A 20,170-nucleotide genomic window follows, 5' to 3' on the forward strand; every position below is an offset into this window, starting at 1 on the left:
AAGGCTTGCAGTGCCACAATCCCGCCATTATTTAGGGATTCGTAAGGCCCGTTTCCGGGACTTGCGTGGGAGGGCGGACTGACGCTTCTTCTGCACCAAAACTCGCTGTTTAAGGATTTATCATTATGCGTAAGATCGCACTCGTCGCCGCCGCTTCGGCCGCTGCTCTCTCGCTCGCCGCTTGTTCGGAAGCTACCGAAGATTCGGCTGAAGCTACCATGGAAAACGCTGCTGCTGACACCGAAGCCAACATGGAAGCCGCTGGCGACTCCATGGAAGCAACCGGTGAAGAAGTTGCTGCTGAAGCTGACGAAGCTGCTGCTGAAGTCGAAGCTGAAGTCGAAGGCGAAACCGAAGCTGAAGCACAGGCTGACTAATTCAGCTCGCTTCGCCGGTTATACCGACGAAACAAGAAGGGCGGTGCCGCAAGGCGCTGCCCTTTTTCTATGCTTGCAATTTCCTACGGTAAGCTGCGCGGCAACCCGTATGGTAAGGTAGGGAAAAGCTTATTCGCCGCCGACGTCGGCATTCGTCCAGACCCGGCGGTTCTGCTCCTGGCCGCCGAAGCCGCGATAGAGTGCGCCAGTAATTGACGAGATCCTGGAATCACGCTGGCGTCTTGCTTCGAGCTTGAGATTCCTGTTGCCGTTCTCGGAGGCCATCGACGAGCTCTGTCCTGTCACGTAGATCGCAGCGGCAATCGCGCGCCCGTCAGGCGTATGGAAAATGCCGATATCGCTGGCAGTCCGACTAAGCGTTCCGGTCTTGTGCGCCAGGCTTGCGCTTTGGGGTAAGCCTGCCGGCATCCGCTTCTTGCCTGTTGTTGTTTCGGCCATGGCGTTCATCAGTACCTGGCGCGATTGCGCACTGAGCCAGCGACCTTGATAGATCCCGGCAAGCAGCTGTCCCATGGCACGCGGCGTGGCGCTATCCTTCACGTCCACGACGGTTGCCGGATCGATCCGGCCGTCTTCGCGGACAAGTGTTGCGATGTCACGAGTGAGATGAAAATCCTCGATCCCTGCACCGCGCATCCATTTGTTCACGGCGCTTGGGCCGCCAACGGCGTTGAGCAGCGCATCGGTGCAGGCATTGCAGCTTTTGCTGATCATCAGGTCGAGGTGCTGCTGCGCAGACAGATATGCTCCGCCGGGGCGGGGGAGGCGAAACTCGCTTGTCATGCTCCAGCGGCCCGCATCGACACCGGCAAGATAGGCTGCCGCAATCGCGACCTTGCTGGTGCTGGCCATCGGGAAAAACTGGTCTTCGAGAACGCCGACTTCCTGACCGGTCGACAAGTCGATCGCGTAAACTCCGATGCGGCCGTTTGAACCGTCTGCAAGCATCGCAATCTGCTTTGCCAGAGGCGTTTCGTACCGCGCCTCGAAGCTTCGCGGAGCGCGAACTTCAGTGCCGAGCGTGTTATCAAATTGCGCAGCGTAATCCGTGGCTTGCGCGTTCACAGTCGCAGGCGCGCCCATAACAAGGGCAGCTGCGATCAGGGCTTTTCCGACTATCCTCATCTGCATGTCACCATTCTTATCAGGTCTATGGTTAGGGCTTCCTTAACGCTTGTCACTTGTAACACGCAAGCGTCCGCGCGACAGAATGTGTCGCACGGACGCCCGGCTAGTCCGTATATAGTTCCTAGGCCGTCATGCTGCGGCAATGACCTTCTCGATCCGGTCAACGCTTTCGCCCGTCATCGTCTTGTTTATTTCTCCGACGATCCGCTTTTCCAGTTCCGAATGATAATGCCTGCGCATCTCGCCGAGGGTTTTTGGATCCGCGATTACGAGCACGTCGGTAATGTCGCCGGCGATTGCCTTGGCGTTGAGCCATTCGGCAGCCGCTGCACCATGTGCGAGTTCTTCAAGATCGGTGCGACCGAGCTGCTGGCCCACCTGGTCCTGATGGCGGATGCCGGCGCTGAAATTGCTGGGTGAGAGATCCGGCTTCTCGGCGCCCTCAAGCTTAGGGTCGAGCGGTGCGCCAGAATTCCGCATCACGGTGAAATGTTCGCCATCGACGATTGCAACGTGGGCCTTGTGGGGCAGCTTCATGGGGATCTCCTCAGAAAAGGTTGGTGTTTCGAAACCAACGGGTGAGGTCGCCTACGGGTCCGGGAATTAACGGCCGAAGTGTTTGTCCCAGCCAAGGTTCGACGAAGTGCGATCCTGATTGGGTGAACAACTTGGAGCAGGCGATTGATGCTTGACGCTTGGAGCCGCGTCGTTCGTATATTCCCCCATAAAATGGGTTGCACTGGGGACAATTATGACCACGACGTTTCGCGCGCTTGCCGTAGGCATGCTGCTTTCCACTTCGCACGTTGCTCTGGCGCAGGAAGTGCCGATCATTCTGCCTGGTGCACCCGGCGAAGCGCCGCGGGTCATCGACCGCACAGAAGCGATTGCGCTTTCCGACTCGTCTTATTCGCCTGCCGACGTGTCGTTCATGCAGGGCATGATCGTTCACCACCAGCAAGCTGTCGCCATGGCGCAGCTGGTCAAGGATCGCACCAACAATGATGCCATTCTGAAAACTGCTGACCGGATCGAAGCGGGTCAGAAGGACGAAATCAAATTCATGCGCGAATGGCTGAAGGAACGCAAAGAGCCCGCTGCGATGGACCACTCGATGCATTCTGCTCACGCAAGCCACCACACGATGAAGGGCATGGCGAGCCCCGCGCAGATGGCGGCGCTGGCGGCATCGAACAGCGTGGAATTCGACAACCAGTTCCTGCAGCTGATGATCGCCCATCACCAGGGCGCGCTCGACATGGTCAAGGAACTGCACCGCGCACCGGGCAGTGCCTATGAGCCGGTCATGTTCGAATTCACCAATGAAGTGGTGAGCGACCAGCAGGCGGAAATTGACCGGATGAACGCTGTCCTGGCTGGTCTTTCGTCAGATCCGCGCGCAACGTTGACGGCGGGTTTCCGCGATGCTGGCGAGGCCATCTCGGGCCTGCGACTGGTGGCTGCGCAGGCCAAACCAATCGGCTTCTACGATCCTCAGAACCCGGCAGGACTACTCCCGCTCATCGAAAAGGATGAGGACGAAGGCAGCGCAGACAAGAAACCGGCTGACGAAGACGGCGAGGAGGAAAAGCCCCAATTTGGCAAGCGCGGATCGCTGCTGAGCTTCGCCAACACCGACATGGCATTCTCCGGTGATCTGCTGATTGCCGGAAGCTATCACGGTTTTAATGCTTACCGCCTTGGCGAAGATGGCGTGCCGACCTTGCTCAGCTCGACCGTGTGTCCCGGCGGCCAGGGCGACGTTTCGATCGTCGGCGATTTGCTCGTGATGAGCGTGCAGGACAGCCGCGCGCGCATCGATTGCGGCCTTCAGGGCGTGAACGGCAACGTCAGCGACGAACGTTTTCGCGGCGTGCGCATATTCGATATCTCGGACATTACCCGGCCGCGCCAGGTTGGCCTCGTCCAGACGTGCCGGGGCAGCCATACGCATTCAATCGTGACGGCTGATGACGACACCATCGTGCTCTACAACTCCGGCACATCCTACGTTCGTGATAACGAGGAATTGGCCGGATGTTTCTCCAACGCTGGCGATGAAACGGCCCTGTTCAGCATTGATGTCATCGAAATTCCAGTCGCCAATCCGGCCGCAGCACGCATCGTGGATAGCCCGCGGGTGTTCGCCAAAGACGGCCAGATTGCCGGTCTGTGGCGCGGGGGCGATCACGGTGAGGGCACGCAGGAAACCAACGACACGAACCAGTGCCACGATATCACGGTTTTCCCGTCCAAGAAGATCGCCGCAGGAGCCTGTTCGGGCAACGGCATCGTGCTCGACATCTCAAACCCCCTGAAGCCGACCCGCATCGCGGACGTTACGGACAAGGGATTCGCCTATTGGCATTCGGCCACATTCAACAATGACGGCACCAAGGTGCTCTTCACCGACGAATGGGGCGGGGGCGGGCGACCGCGTTGCCAGGCAGGCGATCCCGCCAATTGGGGTGCCGATGCATTCTACGACCTGAACGGCGACAAGCTTGAGTTCCGCGGCATGTACAAGCTGCCCGTACCGCAGGGCGACAAGGAAAATTGCGTCGCTCATAACGGATCGATTATCCCGGTCCCGGGCCGCGATATCTTCGTGCAGGCCTGGTATCAGGGCGGCGTTTCCGTGATCGACTTCACGGATACAGCGAACCCGTTCGAGATCGCGTACTTCGACCGCGGTCCGATCGACAAGGACCAGCTGGTTACTGGCGGATACTGGTCGGCATATTGGTACAATGGCCGCATATACGCGACCGAGATCGCGCGCGGGCTCGACATTTTCGCGCTCGAGCCGAGCGAATTTCTCACCGCCGAAGAGATCGCAGCAGCCGAAGTCGCGCAGTACGAAGGCGGCTTGTTCAACCCGCAAACGCAAACCGAAGTGACGTGGCCCGAAGAGGTTATCGCGGCGGTCGAGGAAAGCCGCAAAGGCGGGTAAGCCTTGCGGCCAGTGAAAATTCAGGGCCCCGGCAGAATGTCCTGCCGGGGCCCTTTTTTCATCAGTTGGATTTTTGTTCTGCGATCCAGTTTTCGATCCGGGTTTCCAGGATAGTCAGGGGCACACTGCCGCCGCCAAGGACCGTGTCGTGGAAGCCGCGAATATCGAAGTCGTCGCCCAGTTCTGCTTCGGCTTTCGCGCGCAGTTCCTGAATGCGGATCATGCCGATCTTATAGGCAGTTGCCTGCCCGGGCATCACGAAATAGCGCATCACCTCCGACCGAACCGCAGTTTCCGGGATCGGCGAGTTCTCGAGGAAATACTGCACGGCGCGTTCCTGGCTCCACCCCTTGGAATGGATGCCCGTGTCGACCACCAGGCGGATGGCGCGCCACATCTCGGTCGTCAGCCGGCCGAAGTCGGAAAAGGGGTCCTTGTAAGCGCCCATCTCCTTGGCCAGCGTTTCAGAATATAGTGCCCAGCCTTCGGTGAAGGCGGTCGTGCCTGCGCCGCGGCCCTGTGTGCGGAATTTCGGAATGCCCTGCGTTTCCTGAGCGATCGAGATTTGCATGTGATGGCCGGGATTGCCTTCGTGATAGGCAATCACCTCCAGCGTCGGGATCGGCATGGCCCGCATGTCGGACAGGTGAGCGTAATAGACGCCGGGCCGCGATCCGTCGGGCGTGCCCGAGCGATAGTGCTGGGCTGCACCGGGTTGTTCGCGGAACGGTTCCACGCGTTTCACCACGAGATCGGCCTGCGGAAGCCGTCCGAAAAAGTCGGGCAGACGCTTGTTGATGAAGGCGAGATGCTCTTCCGCCGCGTCGATGTAATCCTGTGCGCCCTTGTCATCTTCGCTGAAATAGAAGCGGTCATCATCGCGCATGAAGGTAAAGAACTGGCCGAGGTCGCCGTCGAACCCGACCTGATCCTTGATCGCCACCATTTCGCCGCGGATCCGGGCGACTTCGGAAAGGCCAATCCGGTGGATTTCGTCTGCGGTTAATTCGGTCCCGGTCATCTGGGCCAGCCGGTAGTCATAGAATGCCTCGCCATCGGCAAGAGCGCTCACGCCCATGGCATCCGCACTCGTATTGGCCAGGTCAGCTTCAAACCAGTTGATGATGCGTGCGTAGGCAGGGCCGACTTCGTTCACGAGTTTGGCACGCGCATCGGCCTGTATTTCGTCCGCCCGTGCTGGCGTGATTTCACCCGCCTCGACGAGCTTTGCCGTGTTGGCCAAGGTCGCTTCCCACAGCGGCGATGCGTCGCCTTCGCTGAATGGAACGCCCGCTGTGAGATTGCGCGACTGTTCGATCACTCCTTCATAACCGAAGCGCGGAGGGCGGGTGCCAGCAGCGGCGTTGGCCTGCGCTCTGACGAGCAGTTGGTCGAGCGCGGTCGCGATCCCGCCAAGGCGAGCGACGAAGGCTTCCATCTCGGCCTCGTTTTCGACGGTGTGCTGTCCGATAAGAAACGAGGGCAGGAATGACTGCGTGCCGTTGAAGTGGTGAAGGATGTAGTCTTGATTGCGGAACGGAACGCCGGCTTCCGCGCGTTCCAGGTTATAGTGCCAGATGTCCCATGAAATCTGGCCTTCGTCAGTCAGGTTGGCGCGGTCGAAAGTGGCATCGAGTTCTGCGGTCGAGGCGCGCAGCCAATCAAGATAGCGGTCTTCTGCCGCGACGCTCATGTCGTCGATCTTGTCGTAGTCCGTCCGGCGACCAAGGTAAGTCTGGGTGATGGGGCTGAACGCAAGCTCTTCTTCGAACTTCGCATCGAACCACTCGTTCATTCGCGCGGTTACGGCTTCGCGGTCAATCGGGGCTGGCTGAGCGACAGGGGCGGTCGGCGCTTCTGCGTAGGTGGTGCACCCAGCGCTGAGTGCCAGAAGCGGAAGAAGGGCGATTGCAGCTTTCATGGTTCTCTCCGGTAACTTGTCCGGCCATTCCTGAAGACTTCACATGGCGTGCGCAAACAAAAAGGCCCGGCGGATCGCTCCGCCGGGCCTGATCTTTAGAGCTGATAGGCTGGCTGGCTTAGAAGCCCATGCCGCCCATACCGCCCATGCCGCCCATATCGGGCATGCCGCCGCCGGACGATTTGTCTTCCGGGATTTCCGAAATGGCTGCTTCGGTGGTGATCAGGAGACCGGCAACCGAGGCCGCATCCTGCAACGCAACGCGCACGACCTTGGTCGGGTCGATGACACCGGCATTCACGAGATTTTCGTAAGTATCGGTCGCAGCGTTGAAGCCCTGCGTCTCGTCGCCTTCACGCAAGAGGTTGCCCGATACGACCGCGCCGTCATGTCCGGCGTTGGTTGCAATCTGGCGAACTGGCGCAATGATCGCCTTACGCACGATGTCGATACCGCGTGTCTGGTCGTCGTTCTCGCCCTTCAGGCCGTCGAGAGCCTTGGTGGCGTAGAGCAGAGCCGTACCGCCGCCCGGGACGATGCCTTCTTCAACCGCAGCGCGGGTTGCGTGGAGCGCGTCATCGACACGGTCCTTGCGTTCCTTCACTTCGACTTCGGATGCGCCGCCAACCTTGATCACGGCAACACCGCCAGCAAGCTTAGCGAGACGTTCCTGCAGCTTTTCCTTGTCGTAATCGCTGCTGGTGTTGTCGATCTGAGTGCGGATTTCCGAAACGCGAGCCTTGATGTCGGCTTCGTCGCCGGCGCCATCGACAATCGTCGTGTTGTCCTTGTCGATGGTGACGCGCTTGGCTTCACCGAGCATGCCCAGCGTGACGTTTTCCAGCTTGATACCGAGGTCTTCGCTGATCATTTCGCCCTTGGTCAGGATTGCGATGTCCTGCAGCATGGCCTTGCGACGATCGCCGAAACCCGGTGCCTTGACCGCTGCAACCTTGAGGCCGCCGCGCAGCTTGTTGACCACGAGAGTGGCTAGCGCTTCGCCTTCGATGTCTTCAGCGATGATCAGAAGCGGACGGCCCGACTGGACTGCTGCTTCGAGGATCGGGAGCATCGCTTGCAAATTGCTGAGCTTCTTTTCGAAGATCAGGATGTAAGGATTCTCCAGTTCAACCGTCATCTTGTCGGGGTTGGTGATGAAGTAGGGCGAGAGATAGCCGCGGTCGAACTGCATACCTTCAACGGTTTCGAGTTCGAATTCGAGACCTTTGCTCTCGTCGACGGTGATCACACCTTCTTTGCCGACCTTCTCCATGGCTTCGGCAATCTTTTCACCGACTTCACGGTCGCCGTTGGCTGAGATGATACCGACCTGGGCGATTTCCTGGCTTCCGGAAACATCCTTGGAGCGGTTCTTCAGGTCTTCGACGACCTTGCTGACAGCGAGGTCGATGCCGCGCTTCAGGTCCATTGGGTTCATACCCGCTGCGACCGATTTCATGCCTTCGCGCACGATGGCCTGACCCAGCACGGTTGCCGTGGTGGTGCCGTCACCGGCGAGATCGTTGGTCTTCGAGGCCACTTCGCGCAGCATCTGTGCGCCCATGTTCTCGTACTTGTCTTTGAGTTCGATTTCCTTGGCGACGGTAACGCCGTCCTTGGTGATGCGGGGTGCGCCGAAGCTCTTGTCGATCACGACATTGCGGCCCTTGGGGCCTAGCGTGACCTTTACGGCGTTGGCGAGGATGTCGACGCCGCGCAGAATGCCTTCGCGCGCGTCACGGCCGAACTTTACGTCCTTGGCAGCCATTGGTGTTTCTCCTGAAATTCTTGGGTGTTGAAAAAAGCGTTAGAAGATCCGGCTCAGCCGATGATCCCCATGATGTCGCTTTCCTTCATGATCAGCAGGTCTTCGCCGTCCAGCTTGACCTCGGTGCCCGACCACTTGCCGAACAGCACGCGGTCGCCAGCCTTGACGTCGAGCGGGGTGACGGTGCCGTCTTCAGCCTTGGAGCCGTTACCAACGGAGACGACTTCGCCTTCGCTCGGCTTTTCCTTGGCGCTGTCGGGAATGATGATCCCGCCGGCGGTCTTTTCTTCTGCTTCGATGCGGCGCACGAGGACTCGGTCGTGCAACGGACGAAATGCCATAATGATGACCTTTCTACTGAGAGTGAATGTCTAGATTGGCACTCCCGGGTCGAGAGTGCCAGCGAAGGGCATTTGGGTGCGGTGCCTTGCAGAGTCAACGGGTCGGGCGGCAGAAAATTTCCGCCTAGTCGGACAGGCCGTGCCTTAGCCTAGCCGGAGCGGGCCGGGCGCGTCGTCAGGCCGAGGTTTTCGCGCTGTGCCCACCGCCACGTCAGGAGGATCGCTGCCACGAACAATCCGACTGCAAGGCCAAGCCAGACGCCCACGCCTTCCAGGGGCGTGTAAAATCCCAGCCACAGCGACGTGCCGATACCGGGCACCCAGTATGCGAAGGCTGCAATCCACATCGGGACCCGCGTGTCCTGCAAGCCTCGAAGCGCCCCGGCGGCCACTGCCTGCAAACCGTCGAACAGCTGAAAGGCTGCAGCTATGACGATGTATTTGAGCGCAAAGCCGACCAGGACCGCGTTCTTCGGATCCCACGGATCGACATAGATCGCGATTAGCAGCTTGGGGATCAGGATCATGGCAAGGGCCGTGATCGCCATGAAGCCGGTGCCGACCCAGATCGACATCCAGCCAGCTCTGCGAACCCCTTCGGGGTCGCGTGCGCCGTAAAAATAACCCACCCTTATGGTAGCTGCTTGGCCTACGCCGAATGGCACCTGAAATGCCAGCGCCGCAATCTGCAAGGCCACCGTGTGCGCCGCAAGCTGCGTCGCGCCGATATTGCCCATTAGGAACGCTGCAGCACCGAAAATGCCCGCCTCCGCGGTGATGGTCAGCGCAATCGGCAAGCCGATGCGGAAGATCAGCCAGAACCGCTGCCAGTCGGGTGCCCACCAGCGGCCAAAGATCCGGTAGCGGTGGAGCTTGGGGTCGAGGCGGATTACGGCGACATAGGCGGCCAGCGTCACGAAGGTCGTGATTATAGTTGCGACGGCCGCGCCGCGCAGGCCGAGCTCGGGCGCACCAAAATTGCCGAAAATAAAAGCGTAATTGGCCAATGCGTTGACGAAGATGCCGGCAGCCGTGATCGCGGTGGCCAGGATCGGTCGGTCCAGCGTCGACACGAAGTGCCTCAGGACATTGTTGAGCAGCATCGGGATGAGCGACAGCACCAGGATCGTATTGTACTCAGTGGCCATGCCAATGATCCCGGCATCCTGACCCGTCACCCGCATCAGCGGACCCAGCAGCAGGCAAAGGCCGATCCCGCCGATGCCGGCGAACACTGCCATCCACATTGCCATGCGGACGGTGCGGCGAACTGGCCGCAAGGCAGGGGCGCGTTCGCCAAGCTCTGCAGATGCGACCGGAGCGACCGCTCCGGTAAGGCCGGACAGTGCCCACAAGACCAGTCCGAACAGGGCAATCGCCAAAGCCGATGCGGCAAGCTGCGCATCTCCGAGCCGCGCGATGAAAATGACATCCACCGCATAGGTCAGCATCTGGAGCAGGTTCGCAGCTGCCAGCGGCCAACTCAGCCGCAACGTCGCGAAAAACTCCGCGCGCCAGCCTTCGCCGCCCGCAGGCGTGGGCTCGAAGGATCGAGCGTCTTGCAAGGGCGTTCCGATAGGCTAGCAGCGACGCCGAACCAATGCTGTGCAAACACCAAGGCATTACGCGGTGACAAACTGGCACCGGTTTGCCACACTGCATACAACCGGGATGAACGTTCAAGCGAAGCGCTTGCATTGTAGCGCCCCCAAACAAAGCAAAGGCTTATTACCGCGTGATCGGGACGAAACCCAGGCAACCGGATGAATCTGACGGCACCCAGCGACAGCGAGGGCAACGGCTGGTCCTGCGTCTGCAAACCGGGGTAGGACAGTCCGGCAAGGCGTTCGATGCTGAAATTCTCAACCTTTCTCCCAGTGGGATGCTGGTCAAGACCACCGCCAGGCTGTCGCTCGATGATCCGCTCCATGTCGTTTTACCCAACACCGGCCCTGTCGCGGCAAAGGTCGTGTGGTTTGACGAACTGCTTTACGGATGCAGTTTCGCGGCTCCGCTGAGCGACGCGGACATTGAAGCCGCGAATGCGGTGGCCCAAGGTTCGGAAGAAGGCCACGGCGTCGACAGCGAAACGCTTGGCGAACGTATCCGCAGGCTGCGCACCCGGCGCGGCCTACCGATGCGGGCGCTCGCAGACGTGATCGGGGTGAGCAAGCCGACCTTGTGGAAATGGGAAAGCGATCAGGTAAGGCCGCGCCATGCCAAGATGCAGCGCCTTGCGGTGGAACTTGGCGTATCGGAACTGGAGCTGGTGTACGGCGCGCCGAGCGACGGCGTCGAGGAGACGGGTGAACCAGGCTCGCTGGCAGACATTGTGCGTCAGGCTCGCAAGATGATTGCCGAGGCTGCCGGAGTGGACGAAAGCAGCGTCGATGTTCGGATCGACTGGGGCGAGGCTGACTGAACCTGCTTCGTTACTGGACGAGCATCAACCGGTCACGGATCGCATCATAACGCAGGTCAAGACCCGCGCGCCGAACCTGCTCGAGCGACATTCGCTCAAGATCCGGCAAGTTCTTTGCCTTTTCCGCAGCACCAAGCCTTGTCAGCGCCGAGGCCAAATCTTCTCGTGCAACCTCGATCCGGGTTCCGTTCAACAGATACAGCGCAAGCTGCGTTTCGTCACCGCCCTGTAGCGCGATCGGCTTGCTGACCCGCAAACCGTCAGGCCCGGGGTTGAACGCGGGTTCCAGCGAATAGGACAGTGGGATGATGCCGCTGTCATTTGCCGCAGCGAAAGTGCTGCGCTCCGACATGGCAACAATCGGGCCTTGTTCGGATGCGCCATCATTCGGCAAAGCCTGTGCAGGAGTGCCCTCGACGATTTCAGCGCCTGCCTGCCGGGTGTGGCCAAACGCCGTTACCGTCTCGAGCGGAGTTGGCTTCAACGCAACGCGCAGCACCTCGCTTGAAACACGGTGTACTTCAGCTGTCACCAAAAAGTATCCGGTGAGCGCCATGGCTACTAAGGTGAAGGCCAGAACAAGGCCCTGTCGCGCCCTGGTAGGGAGCGATTGCGCCCCTATGATACGCAGTCTGCTCATAATACACCGAGTGATGCCAAGCCGACTGCACCAACGGCAATGGCCACTCCGTAAGGCAGTTTGGCGAAATCATCCTTGCGGCGTTTCATGCCCTTGATCATGCGCTTCAGAATGATCCAGAAGATCGCGAGGATGCCGCCGGACAGCACGATCGCGAGGGCAAGAGATGGCGCTTGCGAAAGCGGGAAAAACGTTGCGGAGGCTGCATAGAATTTACCATCTCCTGCTCCGAAGATGCCCAATATGAACATGAGATAGCCGATTGCGAATGCAACCAGCGCATGCGCGGCATGCCATCCCAAATCTTCCCAGCCGCCGACCATGAATGCCAGCGTCAGACCCGCAATCGCCATCACGAGCGAAAGCAGGTTCGGCAGCTTGCGCCGCACGATATCGGAAACAGCGCCAATGGAAGACAGCGCGAGCAATACGCCAAAAGTGAGCGTCGTTATCGGCATGACTGGGGCTTAGTCCGAAGCTTTGGTCGCAGGACGGTCGCGCAAGCTTACCCGCATTGGATAGTCTGCGGAAGCTGCGCGTTCAGGCTTGGTATCCTTGCCGATGCGCACCCTTACCGGATAATTCGCCGACTGCTGAACGTGCAACTCTGCTGGGCGCTTTGATTGGTTAGTGAACAGCTGTGTCCCGCCGACCCTGACACGCATCGGTGCGGAAGTTGGCGCCTTGTCTACCTTGCCCATGGTCACACGTGAGTTTGTTTGCGGAGTTGCTGGCGTTGACGAGCCTAGCGCGACGCGCTGCGAACGGGCACCGCGTTCAAGCGTTATGCGGCGCTGCTGTCCGCCACTTGTGACAACGCGCTGTTCGCTCACCGGCTCGGGCCGGATCGCCTCTTCCGATTGCTGGAACTTCGCGAAGGCCTTGCTGGCTTCTTCGCGCTGGGCATTGAGGGTGCGCATGTCCTGAGCAAGCGGGCTATTGTAAAAACGCTCCAGGTTGGCGGCGAATTTCGGCTCGTGCGGGTCCAAGGTAACAGCGGCCTTGAAATACCGCTCTGCCAGATCACCGCGTCCAAGGCGCGCAAATGCCACGGCAAGACCGTTCGCCGCCTGCGGGGCGGTTTCGCGGTTGAGCGCGGCCCGCTGGAAAGCCGGGATCGCATTGCCGATATTGCCATCGGCGAGCATGCGGCGACCCTCTTCGAGATCCGCTTCCCCGAAAACAGGTTGCGCGCTGCGTGAATGATTACCGAAGTCAAACGCTCCGATGAAGCTCTGGCAACCGGAAAGCGGCATCATGACCGCCAAAGCGGCAAGTGTTGCAGGTACCTTCTTCATCTTATCCTCCTCCAGCCAAACCTGGCGCTACGTCGCGAATGAATCCTATCGCGGCCGGCAGTATCAAGACCCCGATCATTGTCGGCAACATGCAGGCAACCAGCGGAATCGATATCAAAACCGGGATCCGGTGGGCTTTCTCTTCTGCTCGCATTCGCCGCGCTTCGCGCATTTCGTTGGCGTAGACGCGAAGCGTGTCGGAGATACTCGTGCCAAGCTTGTCCGACTGGATCAGCAAAGTGGCAAACGATCGAATTTCATCCACGCCCGACAGATCTGCTAGATTCCGCAAGGCCATTTCGCGCGACGCACCTGCACGGGTCATCAGGCCCGTTTCGATCAACATTTCCGCGATCAGCGGATGCGAGTTCAGCATCTCGCGGCCCACACGGTCAAGCGAGGCTTCAAGCCCCAAGCCGGCCTCTACACATACCAGGACCAAGTCCAGCACATCCGGGAAGCCATTGATAATCTCTGTCTTCCGCCGATCCGCCTTGGCGCGAATATAAAGGTTCGGGAAGTAAAGGCCGAGTACCGCCAAGATTGAGCAGTACAGGTATATCATCAGAGGTTCAGGCGGGTCGGGATTGAAGGAGACCATTGCCAGGTAGATACCTGGCAGGACGAAGACCAACGTCAGCCGAACCAGGGTGTATATCCGGGCTGCGCTCTTGCCTCGATACCCTGCCATCCTGAGGCTTTTTTCAAGCTTCAGGTTGTTTGAGTCGGAGAGATTTAGGCCGGTATCCTCGATCCTTTGAGCAATCTGGGACCATCTGCTTTGCTGCTCATCCCGGACAAGCCCACGGGCGCCTGGCGTAACAGCTTTGCTTTCGAAACGCGCAATCTGACGCGAAGCACGGCGCCTGGCCTCCAGGCCATTCACGACGATTATGATCCCGCCCACAACGACTGCGAACAGGAAGATCAAAACGAGAGATCTGATGACCGGACTGGATGCTGCGAGTTCGATCATACTAGACTTTCAAGTCCGTCAGTTTGCGGATGGAAATCAGGCCGATCACGTAGAGAACCAGCAGAAAAATGGAGATGGCGATGAACATGGGGTCGTCCGCCACGTTGAGATAAAATTTGGGCGAGCTGAGAAACCCGCCGACGAAAGTCAGCACAGGAAGCAAGGTCAACATCCAGCCAGTCATGCGCCCTTCCGAGCTGAGCGCCCGCACCTTCATGTAGAGTGATGCGCGATCACGGATGACAGATGACAGATTTTCAAGGATTTCTGCGAGATTACCGCCGGTCTCCGCCTGGACAGAGAGTGAGACGACGAACATTCGCATATCTTCGAGTTGCCACCGATCGGCCATTGCTTCCAGCGCATCTTTCAGATCGGCACCGTATGTGATCTCGTCGCTCACCAATCCGAATTCGGAGCCGATCGGATCTTCCATTTCCTGGGTGAGCAGATCGATCGCCGATGCGACCGGGTGGCCAGAACGTAGCGCGCGGACGAAGATATCGAGCGCCACGGGGAACTGCTTTTCCATCGCTTTGCGCCGACCGGCTGCAAGGCGGCGTAGTGCCAGATATGGCAGCATAACACCGGCAGCGAGAGCGAAGATGAGGCACAATTGCAGGGTGCCAAAGCCAAGGTCGGATCCGGAACCAAGAGCAATTCCGATTGCAATCACAAAGAGAAGCGCCGTGCCGACGACCATTGCAGTCACGACCTGCGAAATGCTCCAGCTTATGCCCGAAGCATAGACGCTGGCTTCGAACGTCACCACGAAGTTGCGCAGGAAGCCAGGCATCCCGGAATGTTCGCGCGGACGGTTTTTGAGCAGTTCGCCGTAGAGCTCTTCTCGCGAAGCTCCGCCTTGGATCAGCGACATGCGACGGTTGGTAGCTACTATGTGAGCTCGTTTTGCAGCCGCGATCCGGCCGACGGTCTGAAACAGCAGGAAGGCAGCTGCAAAGATCGCCAGCAAGAAACCGATCCGGATGATCTCGGTGGTCATCAGCCCAGCTTCACGTCTGGACGGAACAATTCTGCGGGCAGGCTGATGCCATGGGCCTCCGCTTCATCGAGGAATTTCGGTCGAATGCCGGTGGCTTCAAAATGCCCCTGCACTGCTCCATCGTCCGCACGGCCAGTCATTTTGTAGCGGAAGATTTCCTGCATCGTAACCGTTTCGCCTTCCATGCCGGTCAGTTCGGACAGGCTCTTGATCTTGCGGCGGCCGTCAGAAAGCCGGCCGACCTGCACGACCACATTGATCGCTGCCGCAATCTGGGCGCGGGATGATTTCGACGTGATATCGATCCCGCTCATGCCGATCATTTGTTCGACACGGCTGAGAGCATCACGCGCGGTATTGGCATGCACAGTGGTCATTGAACCGTCATGGCCGGTATTCATGGCTTGCAGCATATCGAATGCTTCACCGGCACGAACTTCGCCGACAATGATGCGGTCTGGCCGCATACGCAGGGCGTTCTTCACAAGGTCGCGCTGCGTTACCTCACCTTTACCCTCAATGTTCGGAGGGCGAGTCTCGAGCCTCGCAACGTGATCCTGCTGGAGCTGAAGTTCAGCGGAATCCTCGATCGTGACGATGCGTTCGCCTTCGTCGATGTAGGACGACATGGCATTCAGCAGGGTCGTTTTACCCGAGCCCGTACCACCAGAGATCAGCACGTTTCGCCGGGAGCGAACAATAGCTTCCAGGACCGGGGCCATCTGCTCTGGCACGCTGCCCAACTCGATCATCTTGGCTACGCTAATGGGCTTCTTGGCGAACTTACGGATCGAAACGAGTGAGCCGTCAATCGCAAGCGGAGCCACGATTGCGTTTACGCGCGAGCCGTCGGCCAGGCGCGCATCCACGAAAGGAGAGCTTTCATCAACGCGGCGGCCAACGGCGCTAACGATCTTCTGGATCACGCGCATCAGGTGTTTTTCGTCCTGGAAACGCGTCGGTACACGCTCCAGCATACCGCGCTTCTCAACGAAGACCGTGTCCGGACCGTTTACGAGAATATCGGTGATCGTATCGTCCGCGAGGAGGGGCTCCAACGGTCCGAGCCCGAGCAATTCATCGACGAGTTCCTGAACCAGTTTCTCCCGCTCTTCGCGGTTGAGCGGTTCATCGAAATCGGCAAGCAGTTCCGGAAGCATGGCAGAGATCTGTGATTTGATCTGCTCGACTGGAGCTTGATCAAGCATCGCAAGATTGAGGCGATCGAGCAGGCGGCGATGGATCGCAAGCTTGAGAGCGAGCATTTTTTCGGTGCGTTCATCCTTGCGCCCGAAAAGTATGCGCTCTTCTTCCTCGGCCGAAATCGCATCGATGGCGTTTTCAGATCCAGTGTTATGATGAGCGGGTTCGTCGACCTTGATTTTCCACATGTCAGACGTCCTTCTCGATCTTTTGCGAAACGCTGCTAGCCAGTTCGGCAAACTGCTTGGCGAGGCGTGATCTCTTCTGCAAACTCGATACGTGGCGGCCCTGCAACTGAGCTTCATCGATCAAGGCTGGATCGCTGTCGAGGATCTGTTCAACCTCGTGATTCAGGACTTCTTCCATCTGCGAAACGTCTGACCGCTTGAAGAGGCCGCCTTCAGTCTTGTTCAGGACAATAGAGATTGAATTGCGATCGCGTCCCAGCATCTGGAGCAGCGAGAGCTTGCGTTTCACATGCCGCAATGCGGAAATCCGGCCAACTCCGACCAGAACCACGACATCAGCGGAAAGCAGGATCGGCATCGCCCAGTTCGTAAGTGTGGACGGCATGTCGAGTACTACACAGCTGTAACGCTTGCGGGTTTCAGTGATGATCCGATTGATCGTTTCCGCAGGTACGCTTTCAATCGGTTCGATATCCTCCGGCGCAGCCAGCAGATCGACATCGCCTTCGCATTGGATGGCGACAGAGCGGATCATGTCATCATCGATACGTCCGATCGCATCGAACAGGTGGTTTATGGCCGTCCGGGGGCGCACGTCGAGGTAGGCTGCCGCATCACCGCTTTGCAGGGATAGGTCCATGAGCGCTGTTCGCCCGCCTTGCTCCATATGAGCACTGAGCAGTGGCGCAAGCTGGGTCGCGACAGTTGTCGCACCGGTTCCTCCGGCAGTCCCAAGCACGGCGACAACCGGCGCAAGTTTTACAGGTGACGGAGCAGGTGCTGATGAACGCGCGACGTCAATAATCGCCGCAACCAGCTCTTCGCTCGAAAAGGGCAGTTCCAGGACATCGCTCACACCTTTGCGAAGGAGCGAGCGGACCATGGAAACGGGGGCTGCCGCCAGGCCCGCGATTACCGGCATATCAGGCCGCATCGAGCGTAGCATTTCCAACCGAGCTAGCGACGCCGGGTTTGCAGAATCGATTTCCACCACGGCGATTGAAGCTTGTCTGACAGCCGTTTCGGGCAGGGCATCTGTCGGCTCGATGCGGTGCATTACAACCGTGTCTTCAAGGATTGTCACATTGCCCAGTGCCGCATCACGCGCGAACACGTGCACGCCGTCGGGAAGGGTCATACCATTGTCCGTTTCATAGATGTCTGAGAAATCGGTCATCAGGCCCTCAGTTCGCAAAAGATCCGACGCCATCTTCGGCAGTCAGTGAATAAGTGAAGTTCGGCAAATTTACCGTACCGAATATGAGGCTCGTCAGGGGCTCGTAGGTCATGTTGACAAGCCTGACAGTCACGATTGGGGCGACATCGGGACCATTGGGGTCTCCGGCATAGCCAAGGCCGGACCACTCATATTCGATGCTAACGTCTGCAGGCTCGATTTCGGATTTGATATCCTGCATCCTGGTGACGATGGCGCTGAACGCTGCGCCGTCGTATCCCCACTGCGAACAGCCATTTGAATCGCATGTGACTTTCGGGAAGGAGCTTTGCGGCACGATAGTGCCCTGTTCGATTCCGCCGTCAGTGGCGAAACTGTACGTTCTTAGCGTTGTCGGAACCAGGTCTGTCGCGACCGCCCACCGAGCGCCGATCTGGACGGCCTTTTCACCGCGATTGATCTGCCACGCGTAGAACCCGACGTCGAGAATCCCGATGAGAAAGAGCAGCATGATCGGAAGGACCAATGCGAACTCGGCCGCACTGGCTCCGCGATCATCGCGCAAAAAGCGAGCGAGAGAGGCAGGGTTGGACATCATATTCCATTCACCACAGCTTGGGCTGTCGATCGCACCTGGTAGGTCCCGTCGATGAGACCCAGCGTCCCGAAGAGCGACGGATAGTCTGCCGCAGCGCTCACCGTCACGACCGGCGCGCCAGCGGAGTTGCCCTTGAAAATACCGGCATTCGCGAAGCTGGCATTGCAGGTGTGGGTCACCGTAATGAGAGTCTCGTCCCAATTGGAGATGCGCGGGGTAGTGCCCTGCAAGGTGCCCGTCCGGGTGACTGATTTTACTGCAGTGACCGCTCCAGCAGAGGCTGTGCCGCCGCAAGGGAAATCCGCGAAAGGTCGTCTCCCGGCATAACGCGCACCCTCGCGCACCGCCTGAATGACCTTCTGTTCCGTATAGAAATAGTGGGCAGCCTCGAAGCCGCCAAACATCAGCAACATGAGAAGCGGAAGCACCAAGGCCATTTCGGCCGCTGCAGCCCCGTCATTACGGATAATAAAGGCGCGCAATTTCGTCATTCGATCAGATACGGGACGTCCTTGCGGACCTCCTGCCCTGCGGAGCCACCACCACCCACCGTCGTCGAGCCGATGACTTCGACATAAACGTCTGAATTGTTGGTGTATCTCGTGCCATCGGGAGCCACGCGGCGCGCAGTCGGCTCAACCAAGAACACGTCGACGAATTTCTCGATGTCCGCGTCCGTCGTATTGGATCCGACATTTTCGGCGGTGCAATTGATCACCGCGATGCTGAGCACGCGGCGGTCTGGCGTGCTTGCCGGTGCTACCCCGGGACCCTCGCACAAGGGAGAACCCTGCTGTTCGTAATCGACGGTCTTAATTGGGGGGGACGTGCGCGTGTGCTGAAATGTTTTTCGGGTCAGCATCGTCGTCCGGTTGTCATATTCGTAGCGGTACTGCTGATACCGGGTAGGCGAGGTACGCCCCGCCAGTTCAGTATAACCATAAGATGACCAGGTCGTCGGCATGGTGCCGAGGCCGTTGGTCACGTAATATGCATTGCGATCCCAATTGCCGTCGCCGATCCGAGCGTTGCCATTGCCGGAGCAACTCCCCGCGAGGCTGGTCGCGTGACATTTGTCACGTGGATAGCCCATGGGCTGCGTGGAGCTCGGGTCGATATTATTGACTGCATCCGCTGCGCGGTAAGGTCGTGGTCCAACCTCCCAGCCGCCGGGACCGATCGCGCACGAACCGCCGCTACCCCCGGGTGCCACTTCACGTACGAGGTCGATGCGGCTGTTGGCGGAAGGCGGGCACAGACCGTTGTCGGCATTGCACACGTTGTTCAGGCCGTTTGCATAGATGCCGAAACGAACATTCAAAGCGTCCAGCACGCTGACCTGCTGGCCTGGCTTGACGTCTGCACCGTCGATGGAAACACAATCCCCCGGTATCGTGGAGCGGCCCAAGGTCTGCGCGGTGGCGACGGCGCCGTTGCCTGCGCCGGTTTCCAAGTATCCGAATACGCCAGGACCGTAACTGCCTGTGGGTTCGTCCGGATCCTCGCCCGCACCGTTCTGACCGTTCACATTCGCCACGAGCCTGATGCCCTTGCCGACGTAATTGGCAACGGTGAAGTCGGGGTCGCTGGATTCGTTCGGGTTACACATCATGACCGGCGGCACTTTGCAGATGGCAGAGCCAAGACCTGCAACTGCGAGAGCGATACCGTCCGCATTCTGTACACCGGTCACGGCAACAAGCGAAAATACCACTTCGCGATTGTCTACGGTCACCTCGACGTAATTGGCGTCGCTATCCCCGGTGGCGAGCGTGAAAGTGCTCCTGTCGGAATATTCCGAGAAGAACCGAATGCCTGGGAAAACACCGCACTGGTTAGCAGTAATTGCAGTCGCCGTGCCGATGGAAATTGCATTGTCGCCATCCGCGATCAGCGTGTCATTCTGCACCAATCCGATAGCTGCATTACCCGCCCGTGCGCAGGCGCCAGCTTTTCCGTCGAGCTGGGTCGCGGCGGCAAGGGCCGCCTGGTCCGCAGCATTCTGTAGTTCGGAATCCATTCCGGCCATGCGGGCATAGTCCAGCCCAAGCCCCGCGGCGGCGATCAAAGGAGTAAGGGCCAGCGCGTACGTCGCGGCGACTGCGCCGCTTTGGTCCCTGAAGAACCGGTTTATGCCGAGTTTGATGCTGACCATT

General features: G+C 59.1%; 19 protein-coding genes. 3 read left to right on the forward strand and 16 right to left on the reverse strand.

All coding sequences use genetic code 11. The features are described 5' to 3' along the window. The first annotated feature begins 125 nt into the window (after positions 1-125). Positions 126-377 (forward strand): hypothetical protein, encoded by a 252-nt coding sequence (locus K3166_RS00600; protein WP_221422788.1) that lies wholly within the window; start codon positions 126-128, stop codon positions 375-377. Positions 378-506: 129 nt separating this feature from the next. On the opposite strand, the gene K3166_RS00605 is transcribed toward K3166_RS00600, so the two are convergent. Beyond that, the gene (locus K3166_RS00605; protein ID WP_247714669.1) at positions 507-1,523 is read right to left on the reverse strand and encodes a serine hydrolase; all 1,017 of its coding nucleotides are present in this window, start codon (positions 1,521-1,523) and stop codon (positions 507-509) included. Positions 1,524-1,655: 132 nt separating this feature from the next. After that, a complete protein-coding gene (locus tag K3166_RS00610; protein WP_221422790.1) occupies positions 1,656-2,063 on the reverse strand; it encodes a baeRF12 domain-containing protein in 408 nt (135 codons plus the stop codon). Between the two features lie 214 nt (positions 2,064-2,277). Here K3166_RS00610 and K3166_RS00615 point away from each other — a divergent pair, with 214 nt between their 5' ends. After that, the gene (locus K3166_RS00615; protein ID WP_221422791.1) at positions 2,278-4,479 is read left to right on the forward strand and encodes a DUF305 domain-containing protein; all 2,202 of its coding nucleotides are present in this window, start codon (positions 2,278-2,280) and stop codon (positions 4,477-4,479) included. A 61-nt stretch (positions 4,480-4,540) separates the two neighbouring features. Here K3166_RS00615 and K3166_RS00620 read toward each other — a convergent pair whose 3' ends face one another. From K3166_RS00620 to K3166_RS00635, 4 genes are all read right to left on the reverse strand, one after another. Next, positions 4,541-6,400: a DUF885 domain-containing protein gene (locus K3166_RS00620; protein ID WP_221422792.1), complete on the reverse strand. Its 1,860-nt coding sequence runs from the start codon at positions 6,398-6,400 to the stop codon at positions 4,541-4,543. Between the two features lie 118 nt (positions 6,401-6,518). Then, a complete protein-coding gene (gene groL, locus K3166_RS00625) occupies positions 6,519-8,168 on the reverse strand; it encodes a chaperonin GroEL (RefSeq protein ID WP_221422793.1) in 1,650 nt (549 codons plus the stop codon). Between the two features lie 53 nt (positions 8,169-8,221). Continuing rightward, a complete protein-coding gene (gene groES, locus K3166_RS00630) occupies positions 8,222-8,509 on the reverse strand; it encodes a co-chaperone GroES (protein ID WP_221422794.1) in 288 nt (95 codons plus the stop codon). 149 nt (positions 8,510-8,658) lie between these two features. After that, entirely contained in the window at positions 8,659-10,074 is a 1,416-nt protein-coding gene (locus tag K3166_RS00635; RefSeq protein ID WP_247714670.1) for an MATE family efflux transporter, read from the reverse strand. Positions 10,075-10,244: 170 nt separating this feature from the next. Here K3166_RS00635 and K3166_RS00640 point away from each other — a divergent pair, with 170 nt between their 5' ends. Beyond that, positions 10,245-10,931 carry a helix-turn-helix domain-containing protein gene (locus K3166_RS00640; RefSeq protein ID WP_221422795.1) on the forward strand — a complete coding sequence of 229 codons (687 nt, stop codon included), beginning with the start codon at positions 10,245-10,247 and terminating at the stop codon, positions 10,929-10,931. A 10-nt stretch (positions 10,932-10,941) separates the two neighbouring features. Here the strand turns inward: K3166_RS00640 and K3166_RS00645 are convergent, their stop codons facing one another. The 10 genes from K3166_RS00645 to K3166_RS00690 form a co-directional block, all read right to left on the reverse strand. Then, positions 10,942-11,463, reverse strand: a complete 522-nt coding sequence (locus K3166_RS00645) for a hypothetical protein (protein ID WP_221422796.1) — start codon at positions 11,461-11,463, stop codon at positions 10,942-10,944. Between the two features lie 104 nt (positions 11,464-11,567). Then, positions 11,568-12,029, reverse strand: coding sequence for an A24 family peptidase (locus K3166_RS00650; RefSeq protein ID WP_221422797.1), 462 nt, complete (start codon positions 12,027-12,029; stop codon positions 11,568-11,570). Between the two features lie 9 nt (positions 12,030-12,038). Further along, positions 12,039-12,869 (reverse strand): tetratricopeptide repeat protein, encoded by an 831-nt coding sequence (locus K3166_RS00655; protein WP_221422798.1) that lies wholly within the window; start codon positions 12,867-12,869, stop codon positions 12,039-12,041. Between the two features lies 1 nt (position 12,870). Further along, on the reverse strand, positions 12,871-13,845 hold the full coding sequence (locus K3166_RS00660; protein WP_221422799.1) for a type II secretion system F family protein: 975 nt from the start codon (positions 13,843-13,845) through the stop codon (positions 12,871-12,873). 1 nt (position 13,846) lies between these two features. Continuing rightward, positions 13,847-14,848 (reverse strand): type II secretion system F family protein, encoded by a 1,002-nt coding sequence (locus tag K3166_RS00665; RefSeq protein ID WP_221422800.1) that lies wholly within the window; start codon positions 14,846-14,848, stop codon positions 13,847-13,849. Continuing rightward, the gene (locus tag K3166_RS00670) at positions 14,848-16,239 is read right to left on the reverse strand and encodes a TadA family conjugal transfer-associated ATPase (protein ID WP_221422801.1); all 1,392 of its coding nucleotides are present in this window, start codon (positions 16,237-16,239) and stop codon (positions 14,848-14,850) included. The genes K3166_RS00665 and K3166_RS00670 overlap by 1 nt, the downstream gene beginning before the upstream one ends. 1 nt (position 16,240) lies before the next feature. Next, complete coding sequence (locus K3166_RS00675; RefSeq protein WP_221422802.1) at positions 16,241-17,416, reverse strand: CpaE/TadZ family protein; 1,176 nt, start codon at positions 17,414-17,416, stop codon at positions 16,241-16,243. 7 nt (positions 17,417-17,423) lie between these two features. Then, on the reverse strand, positions 17,424-18,014 hold the full coding sequence (locus K3166_RS00680) for a TadE/TadG family type IV pilus assembly protein (protein ID WP_247714671.1): 591 nt from the start codon (positions 18,012-18,014) through the stop codon (positions 17,424-17,426). Continuing rightward, the gene (locus K3166_RS00685; RefSeq protein WP_221422803.1) at positions 18,011-18,505 is read right to left on the reverse strand and encodes a TadE/TadG family type IV pilus assembly protein; all 495 of its coding nucleotides are present in this window, start codon (positions 18,503-18,505) and stop codon (positions 18,011-18,013) included. Before K3166_RS00685 ends, K3166_RS00680 begins: the two co-directional genes overlap by 4 nt. Then, on the reverse strand, positions 18,502-20,169 hold the full coding sequence (locus K3166_RS00690; protein WP_221422804.1) for a pilus assembly protein TadG-related protein: 1,668 nt from the start codon (positions 20,167-20,169) through the stop codon (positions 18,502-18,504). Before K3166_RS00690 ends, K3166_RS00685 begins: the two co-directional genes overlap by 4 nt. Position 20,170: the final 1 nt, after the last annotated feature.

This window comes from Qipengyuania psychrotolerans, from assembly GCF_019711355.1.
Lineage (GTDB): Bacteria > Pseudomonadota > Alphaproteobacteria > Sphingomonadales > Sphingomonadaceae > Qipengyuania > Qipengyuania psychrotolerans.